The organism is Mesorhizobium sp. CO1-1-8 (assembly GCF_020164875.1).
Lineage (GTDB): Bacteria > Pseudomonadota > Alphaproteobacteria > Rhizobiales > Rhizobiaceae > Mesorhizobium.
Genome location: NZ_JAIUGZ010000008.1, coordinates 277,277 through 286,609, shown reverse-complemented (window position 1 = coordinate 286,609; position 9,333 = coordinate 277,277). Strand labels below are relative to the sequence as shown.

The following is a 9,333-nucleotide window of genomic DNA, read 5'->3' as shown; positions in this document are numbered from 1 at the left end:
TGATTGGCTTTTATCTGGTCACGCTTCGAATTGACGAGAACATTCACACCTAGACACTCGCGTGCCTTGGTAGACTTTATTCTCTCAAAACGTGTCCGCCAAAGTCTCGTTCGAACCTCATACCCCTGGCGGGATAAGAGGTTCAGCAGGACTCTGCCGCCCACGTTTCTCTTTCTTCATTATTCAATTTTCAAAGAACAGACACCACTTCACGCAGTGTCGTGACCCGCTTCGCTTTTGGCTCCGGGGCCGTCCGAGTGTCGCTTACGCGGCTCTCTTGAATTTCGCTAAGGGCAGGCTTAGAAGCAAACTTCTTCGTCGCCAGCGGCGAGCCGCCCTCGTTCGTGAGGCGTATATAGTCGCCACCAACGAGAACTGTCAACACCGATCGACAATGTTTTTGAACTTTTTGCGACAGAAATTTCGGACTCGATCTGTCGATAGCCGACTGCCCCAGGGGAACGCCGGCAATACTGATTGGACGGCCAGGAAGGAGCCCTATTGCCGCCGCATTGCCGTTCGACACCAAAGCCACCGAATGTGGGCGCCACCGATGGAGCAGCGCCTCTCTTATGAGCCTTCCTATATAGGAGTGTGCGATGGGCCTTGCGGAGAAGGTACACCGCCCGCCTGGTAGAGTGCTCTATAAGAGAAGTGCCTGGGGGCAATTCGGTCGGAGCCTGGCGCTTCGTTGACTTCACCTGCCATGACAGGCAAATGTCACGGCCACAACAAAAGCGACAAGCCGTTCCGCCCGGGGAAGAAGCAGCCTTTCTGGATGCCAGACACGGAAGATGTCATAGCCGAACTCGGCAACGAGCCGCCGCTTATCGCGGATGGCCGCAGCGGCCCGCCCGACCGGCGCGAGGTTTCTGCACGCTGGCTGTCGGGAACATTTCTCACCGGCGTGACCTCGAGCGTGCTGATGGGCGTGGCGCTGTTCGCCGCCCTTGACGGCCGCCAGCAACTGGCCACCCCGCCCGAGATCGCCGAGTTGATCAGCCTTGCCGGCAACGGGGATTCCGGCGAAGTCGCCAAGACGACCAGGCTGGTGGCGCCGCGACAGATCGCAAAGGCCAAGGACCGCCGCCGCATGGAAGTGTCGATGGTCACCAAGGTCGGCGACCGCGATGTCATCCACACAATGCCTTTCGTGCAGATCAAGATGGCCCTTGCCGCCGGCCACACCACCAGCCGCGCCTACCCGCCCTTCGACCCGATGCAGGTGTTCGGCGACGACAGCGACGACAATGCCCAGCCGGCGACGGCCTCTGCCGCTTCCGGCCAGATCTACGGCGCCAAGGTCGAAAGCGAGATGAGCCTGAAGACCGTCGATTTTCCGATCGACACGGCTTCCTTCGACGAAAAGAGCGACCTCTCCGCCGACGAGGTGGAAAAAGTGGTGCGCGAAGCCGGCACCGACCTCAGCGACGGCGCCGTGCAGGTCGCTTCGCTCCACTATGTCGACCCGCAGCGATTCGGCGAAGCCTTTGCCGAGAGCATGGCCGGCTCCTACGACGTCAAGATCGTGCCGGAAAACGTCTCGGTGGCGCCGCGCGCCACCATTGACGACCAGGCGCCCGCTTTCGCCGAGGAAATCATCCCCTTCACCAAGGATCTCGACGTCACCGAGGCTTTTGCCGATTCGGGCTACACAGGTGAAGATGCCACCGGAATGGCTGAAGCCATCGCCAAGTTGCTCAATGCGACAGCGCTCAAGGCTGGAACCGTGCTGCGTGTCGGCCTCGAAGTTCACGGCGATGCCGCCAAGGTCGTGCGCACCAGCGTCTACGACCGGACCCAGCACATCGTCACCATCGCGCTCAACGATCGCGGCCAGTATGTGCCGGCGCAGGAACCGGATCCGAACCCAGAATTGCTGACAGCCTTCGATGATTCGTCGGCGCCGGTCGTAGTGCGCGGCAACCTGCCCAACGTCTATGACGGCATCTACCGAGCCGCCTATTCCTACGGCATGTCCAAGGCGATGACGCAGCGGTTGATCAAGCTGCTGGCGTCCGATGTCGACTTCCAGTCCCGCCTCAGCCCCGCCGACCGCATCGAAGTCCTGTTCTCGCAGCCCGACGGCGACGACCAGACCTCGGACAGCTCCGAGCTTCTTTACGTCTCGGCGACATTCGGCGGCCAGACCCGCAACTTCTACCGCTTCCAGATGCAGGACGGCGGCACCGACTATTTCGATGAGGACGGCTCGAGCGCCGAGCAGTTCCTGTTGCGCAATCCCCTGCCCGCCGGGAAATTCCGCTCCGGTTTCGGCGCCCGCAGGCATCCGATCCTCGGCTATGTCCGCATGCACACCGGCGTCGACTGGGCAGCCCCCATCGGCACGCCGATCATCGCCGCCGGCAACGGCACGGTGGAGAAGGTCGGCTGGGCCGGCGGTTACGGCAAGCAGATCATCATCCGTCACGCCAATGGCTACGAAACGTCCTACAATCACCAGAGCGCCTTTGCCAAAGGCATCGAACCGGGCGTGCATGTCCGCCAGGGCCAGACCATCGGCTTCCTCGGCCAGACAGGCCTCGCCACCGGCCCGCATCTTCACTACGAGCTGATCGTCAACGGCACCAAGGTTGATCCGATGCGTGTCCGCCTGCCGGTCGGCAAGGTGCTGAAGGGCGATGACCTCGTCGCCTTCAAGCGCGAGCGCGAGCGCATCGACGAACTGCTGAAGCAGGAAGACAGCGATTCGCTGAAGGTTGCGAGCGCCAAGATTGACGGTTGATCCGCCTTCAGCCCGGCGTATCCTCGGCCTGTCGCGGCCATGGCACTCGATCACCGGGAATGGTCGCCCAGGCGATAACAGCCGCAAGCAGGCAAAGCAGCGCAGTCACCGAAGAAACGGCGGCAAACGCGGCGTCGCTGGCGGCGAGCCTTGTCGCATCGATGGCCGGACCAAGCCCGGCTGGCGCCGGTTCACCAAATCCTGGGACGCCGGACGTTGCGTTTGCGTCCATTGCATTTGCGTATACCCATGCGGCGAGCGAGCCCATCGCCGCCACCGCGATCAAACCGCCGATGCGTGAGACGGCGTTGTTGATGCCGGAAGCCGCCCCCGTGTCCTTGTCCTCCACCGCCGTCATGATCGCGGTCGACAAAGGCGACACGACCAGAGCCATGCCGAGCCCCATCAGCCCCATCAGCGGGACTGTTCCCGTCCAGAAATTGTGGATCCCGGCGTAGGTGAGCAAGGCCAGCCCCGCAAACGCGAAAGCCACGATCAGGCTCCCGCTGGCGATCGGAAAACGCGGTCCGATCCGGTCCGACAGCTTGCCGACAGGTCCCGACAAAAGCGCGATCGATGCCGACAAGGGCAGGAAGATGAAACCGACCTCGGCCGTGCTCAGCCCCCAGCCGGCGATCAGCAGCATCGGCAGATAGAAAAGGTTGGCCGACAGCGCAAAATAGAGGAAGAACGTCGCCACATTGGCGCCGGCGAAAGCACCGACACGAAACAGGCTGAGGTCGATCATCGGCTCGCGCAGCCGAAGCTCGAAGACGATGAAGACACCCAGCAATACGCCGCCAGCGGCAATGCTCGGCCCTGCCATGAGGCCCTCGCCGCTGCCGCTCATCGAGGTCAGCCCGTAGGCAAGCGCGCCGAAGGCCAATGTCGCGAGCGCTGCACCGCCGAGATCCAGGCTGCGTTTCTCCGTCGGCGTATCGGCCGGAACCTTGGCCAGCAGAAGCCAGATCGAAATAAGCCCGAGCGGCAGGTTGATGGCGAAGATCGCCCGCCAGATGCCGTCGCCGAAGGCCGACAGCACGAAGCCGCCGAGCACCGGCCCAAGTGCCGTGGTCAGCGCCGAAGCCGCCGCCCAGATGCCAATAGCGCGGCCGCGTTCTTTCTTCGGGTAGGCCTTGGCGATGATGGCAAGGCTGCCTGGCACCATGATCGCCGCACCAATGCCCTGGACGGCGCGAAATGCGATCAGCACCACCGCATTCGGCGCCAGCGCACAGGCAAGTGAGGCGACAATGAACAGCGCAATGCCGGCCACGAAGGCGCGGCGCAGTCCAAATCGGTCGCCGGCGGCACCCCCGGCCAGGATCAGCGCCGACAGCGTCAACGCATAGGCATTGGAAATCCACTGCGCCTCGGCCAGGCTGGCGCCGAGATTGACGCGGATCGCCGGCGTGGCGATGGCCAGGATCGAGCCGTCTATGAAGCCAAGCGCCGAGGCCAGGATTGCCGCGATCAGCACAAATCGCCGCTGCGACGGCGGACAGAACGTCCCATTCATGACCGGGCTGGTCAGCGGGACGGCGGCAGCTTTACTCGGTGAATGCATGAAACCTTGCTTAAACCCCCAGCGCACCGGCAACAACCAGCCAGTGGCTTGCTGTCGCTGAAACCAGCGGTTTGGCAAGGGTCACACTCTGTCAGAGTGCAAATGGCACAGTCATGCTGGCCCCGTTGCGAGCAGCCGGCAGGAATTTCGATGAGGCGACTCCTGAAACTCAGGCTTCATTCTGATCGCGCAGTTGGTCTATGCCGCCGCACTTCACAATTCACTGCTGCGCAAGGCTATCGGCTGAAGGTCCGCCGACAAACTCCACCGTGACACCCGGCGAAACCAGCTTGGCCAACTCCCGCGCATCCCAGTTGGTCAGGCGCACGCAGCCATGGCTTTCGGTCTTGCCGATCTTCGACGGATCCGGCGTGCCGTGGATGCCGTAGGTCGGCTTGTCCAGGGCGATCCAGACCGAGCCGACCGGACCGTTCGGGCCTGGGGGAATGGTCAGGATCTTGTCGTTTTGGCCCTGCTTGAAATTGATGCTGGGGTTGTAGGTATAGTTCGGATCGAGCGCGACGCGCGACACCGTGTGTATGCCGGACGGTGACGGCGTGTCCGATGAGCCGATGGTTGCGGGATAGGCCGCAACCAGTCTGCCGCCGGCGTCATAGGCGAAAACCTCTTTCTTGTCCTTGTCGGCGACGATGCGGGCCACCGGCGTCGAAACCAGCCTGCCGAAATTGGCGACCTTGATGATCGTGCCGGGACGATTGAAATCGACGTCCGGGTTAAGCGCTTTGAGATAATTCTCGTCCATGTGGAAGCGCTCCGCCAGCGCCTCGGTCACCGACGTATAACCCATGCGGTCGAGTTGCGCCTTCTGGCTGTAGTCTTCCGGGATCGACGCGACATAGGGACCGGCCGCATCCTCCGCTGTGATCGTGTAGTTGGCGAACGCATCGCCGCCGGATTGCGCGAGTGCCTCCTGGATGCCGACCGCATCGGTCGATCGCAGATTGCTGCCGGTGATCTGATTGTAAGCGCCGAGCGCCTTATCGACATTCGAACCGAAACGCCCGTCGATGACGCCGGGCGAAGCGCCACCCCGGTCCAGCAGCACCTGAAGGGCGGCGACATCCTGGCGCGCGCCCAGCGAAAGTGCCGGGGCAACAGTGGTCTTGTCGCCAGCCTTTGGCGGCAGAGCCGCCGGATCGGCGGGTGTTGCCGGCTGGGCAGGGTCTATCGAGGCCTCGTTCAGCGGCTGGCGCTTGATGGTACCCGGCTTTGCCGGTTGCGCCGCGTCGGGATAATTGTCGTCGTAGCTGCCATCGTCCTGCGGTGGGGGAGGATAGGCCTCGACGGAATTGTCCCCATAGGGATCGTATTCGTCCGCCGGCGGCGGGATGACGCGGCCTTCCTCTTCCAACTGCTTGCGGCGGAACCGCGCCATGTCTTCCGGATCGTCGAGATAATAGCGGTCGTCGCCCTCGGGGGCGCGGCCCAGTTCACGCAGTCGTGTCTCCCGGCGCAGGGCACGACGGTCGAGCCGGGTCTGCGGCGGCTGGATGGCGATGACCTTGCCGGTATCGGCATCGACGATCACGCGGTTGCCCCTGGCGTCGTAGTAGATGTCGAGATTGCCGTCCTGGGCGACAAGGATGCCCCCGGTATCGGCGGCGCGGACAACCCTTGGCGCATCGTCCGTCGTCGGCGCGGCGAACGCCCCGGAAGACACAAGCCCGGCGGCTAGCGCCGAGAGGGCAAAGATCGTGCGGAACATGGTGGCCAAATTCTCCGGTCCGTAAATTTTGCCGCCGACGGCAGTGTTCTCTGGCGAACCCTTCGCCAGCAAACCAGTTACCCCACCATATGGTTCCAACATGAACCGGGCATGAAGATGGCGGTTTCCGACGCCTTGAGGAATATAGACTAGCTTGCGGCAAGCCCCAATTCCCTGCGCGCCTGCCTGGTGAGTTTCAGGGCAACAAGGCGATGGCTCTCTCGCAGATAGTCCTTCAACGCGGCATCATCCATGCTCTGGCTTGTCCGACGCTGGATCCATGTCATGCCGCGCGAGGCAAGATAGGGCGCGGGCCGCAGGCCCGGCTGCTCCTTGAGCACATCATAGGCGATATCGGAGCATTTGAAGGTGACGAAGAGCTGCTGGCCCTGGTCCCAGCCGCCGATCGCGAAGACCTTGGCTCCTACCTTCCAGACATGGGCGCCGCCCCATTGGACCACGTGGCTCGTCGCGGGCAGCGAGGCGCAGAAGCCGTTGTAGTCGTCCAGCGTCATCCCTGCCCCCCTTTTTAATGCATGTTCGCCCAAAAGTGGTCCCGGTTTTGGGAGAACGACATGCATATGACAAAGATTTAAAAAACGCCGCCCGTCCAGAAAGGACGCGCGGCGTTGGATCAGGCTGCCACTTCCGCCGCGACGATCGTCGGCTTCGAGCGGAAGTTCAGCCGGTCGGAACCGGCTGTCACCTTGACGGTCGAGCCGTCGAGGATGTCGCCGAGCAGGATCTTCTCCGCCAGCGGGTCCTGCAATTCCTTCTGCATCACCCGCTTCAGCGGCCGCGCGCCATAGGCCGGGTCGTAACCCTTGGCGGCCAGCCAGTCGACCGCCTCCTGGTCCAGCGACAGCGTGATCTTGCGGTCGACAAGCAGGCTCTCCAGCCGCTTGAGCTGGATCTCGACGATGCGGCCCATATCCTGCCGGCGCAGCCGGTGGAACAGGATCACTTCGTCGACACGGTTGAGGAATTCCGGCCGGAACGATGCCTTGACGACGTTCATTACCTCGTCGCGAACCGCATCGACATCCTGGTCTTCGCCGAGATTGACGAGATATTCGGCGCCGAGATTCGACGTCATGATGATCAGCGTGTTGCGGAAATCGACCGTGCGGCCCTGCCCGTCGGTTAGCCGGCCGTCGTCGAGCACCTGCAACAGCACGTTGAACACGTCCGGATGCGCCTTCTCGATCTCGTCGAACAGTACGACCTGATAGGGCCTGCGCCGCACCGCTTCGGTCAGCGCACCGCCTTCCTCATAGCCGACATAGCCGGGAGGTGCACCGATCAGCCGGGCGACCGAATGCTTTTCCATGAACTCCGACATATCGATGCGCACCATCGCGCTCTCGTCGTCGAAGAGGAAGCTCGCCAGCGCCTTGGTCAACTCGGTCTTGCCGACGCCCGTCGGTCCGAGGAACATGAACGAGCCGATCGGCCGGTTCGGATCCTGCAAGCCCGCGCGGGCGCGCCGCACGGCCTTCGAGACAGCTTGCACCGCCTCGCCCTGGCCGACGACGCGCTTGCCGATCTCGTCTTCCATGCGCAGCAGCTTGTCGCGCTCGCCCTGCAGCATCTTGTCGACCGGAATGCCGGTCCAGCGCGAGACGATATGGGCGACGTGGTCGGGGGTGACCACCTCTTCGACCATGCCGACCTTGCCGTCCTGGGCCTCGGCCTCCTTCAACTTCTTCTCCAGTTCCGGGATCTTGCCATAGGCGAGCTCGCCGGCGCGCTGGAATTCACCCTTGCGCTGGGCAATGGCAAGGTCGTTGCGCGCCTCGTCGAGTTGCTTCTTCAGATCCGCGGCAAGCCCGAGCTTCTGCTTCTCGGCCTGCCATTTGGCGGTGATCTCGGTCGATTCCTCCTCAAGGCCGACGAGCTCCTTTTCCAGGCGGGCGAGCCTGTCCTTCGAAGCATCGTCCGTCTCGACCTTCAGCGCCTCGCGCTCGATCTTGAGCTGCATGATGCGGCGATCGATCTCGTCCAGCGCCTCGGGCTTGGAATCGACCTGCATGCGCAGCCGCGATGCGGCTTCGTCGACCAGGTCGATCGCCTTATCCGGCAGGAAGCGGTCGGCGATGTAGCGGTTGGACAGCGTCGCCGCCGCCACCAGCGCTGAATCCGAAATGCGCACCTTGTGGTGCTGCTCGTACTTCTCCTTCAGGCCGCGCAGGATCGAAACGGTGTCTTCCACTGTCGGCTCGTCGACGAACACGGGCTGGAAGCGGCGGGCAAGCGCTGCATCCTTCTCGACATGCTTGCGATACTCGTCGAGCGTGGTGGCGCCGACGCAGTGCAACTCGCCCCGCGCCAAAGCCGGTTTCAACAGGTTCGACGCATCCATGGCGCCATCCGCCTTGCCGGCGCCGACCAGCGTGTGCATCTCGTCGATGAACAGGATGATATTGCCGTTGGCCGAGGTGACTTCGGAGAGCACGGCCTTCAGACGCTCCTCGAACTCGCCGCGATATTTGGCGCCGGCAATCAGCGCGCCCATGTCGAGCGCCATCAACTGCTTGTCCTTCAGCGATTCCGGTACGTCGCCATTGACGATGCGCAGCGCCAGGCCCTCGGCGATCGCCGTCTTGCCGACGCCGGGTTCGCCGATCAGCACGGGGTTGTTCTTGGTGCGGCGCGACAGCACCTGGATGGTGCGGCGGATCTCGTCGTCACGGCCGATTACGGGGTCCAGCTTGCCGGCGCGGGCATCGGCGGTCAGGTCGCGCGCGTATTTCTTCAGCGCGTCGTAGCCCTGTTCGGCACTCGCCGAATCGGCGGTGCGGCCCTTGCGGACATCGTTGATGACCTGGTTGAGCGCCTGCGCGGTGACGCCGGCCTTGGCCAGTATGTCGGCGGTCTTGGCCGATTTCTCCATGGCGAGCGCCTGCAACAGCCGCTCCACCGTGACAAAGCTGTCGCCGGCCTTCTTGGCCAGTTCCTCGGCGGTCGAAAACACTTTTGCCAGCGGCTGCGCCAGGTAGAGCTGGCCATTGCCGCCCTCGACCTTGGGCATCGCTTCGAGCGCCGTCTCGACGCCAAGCTTGACGTCGCGGACGTTACCGCCGGCGCGTTCGATCAGCGACGCGGCCAGGCCCTCGTCGTCGTCGACGAGCACTTTCAGGATATGTTCAGGGGTGAATTGCTGGTGGTTGCGGGAAAGCGCCATGGTCTGCGCGGACTGGATAAAGCCGCGCACGCGCTCTGAGTATTTCTCAAGGTTCATATCTGTCTCCTTCCATCACCGGCCCGCTTTGCGGCACCGGATCCGATTGCGGT

General features: G+C 63.2%; 6 protein-coding genes. 1 reads left to right on the top strand and 5 read right to left on the bottom strand.

Going from position 1 to position 9,333, the window contains the following annotated elements; all coding sequences use genetic code 11:
- Positions 1–190: 190 nt before the first annotated feature.
- Complete coding sequence (locus LB558_RS18505) at positions 191–526, bottom strand: hypothetical protein (RefSeq protein ID WP_224698876.1); 336 nt, start codon at positions 524–526, stop codon at positions 191–193.
- A gap of 252 nt (positions 527–778) precedes the next feature.
- Between LB558_RS18505 and LB558_RS18500 the strand changes: the two genes are divergently transcribed.
- Positions 779–2,746: a M23 family metallopeptidase gene (locus tag LB558_RS18500; protein WP_224698875.1), complete on the top strand. Its 1,968-nt coding sequence runs from the start codon at positions 779–781 to the stop codon at positions 2,744–2,746.
- Between the two features lie 7 nt (positions 2,747–2,753).
- Here the strand turns inward: LB558_RS18500 and LB558_RS18495 are convergent, their stop codons facing one another.
- The 4 genes from LB558_RS18495 to clpB form a co-directional block, all read right to left on the bottom strand.
- Entirely contained in the window at positions 2,754–4,313 is a 1,560-nt protein-coding gene (locus LB558_RS18495) for an MFS transporter (protein WP_224698874.1), read from the bottom strand.
- 220 nt (positions 4,314–4,533) lie between these two features.
- On the bottom strand, positions 4,534–6,039 hold the full coding sequence (locus LB558_RS18490; protein WP_224698873.1) for a L,D-transpeptidase family protein: 1,506 nt from the start codon (positions 6,037–6,039) through the stop codon (positions 4,534–4,536).
- A 149-nt stretch (positions 6,040–6,188) separates the two neighbouring features.
- Entirely contained in the window at positions 6,189–6,554 is a 366-nt protein-coding gene (locus LB558_RS18485; protein ID WP_224698872.1) for an MmcQ/YjbR family DNA-binding protein, read from the bottom strand.
- A gap of 119 nt (positions 6,555–6,673) precedes the next feature.
- Positions 6,674–9,280: an ATP-dependent chaperone ClpB gene (clpB, locus tag LB558_RS18480; protein ID WP_224698871.1), complete on the bottom strand. Its 2,607-nt coding sequence runs from the start codon at positions 9,278–9,280 to the stop codon at positions 6,674–6,676.
- Positions 9,281–9,333: the final 53 nt, after the last annotated feature.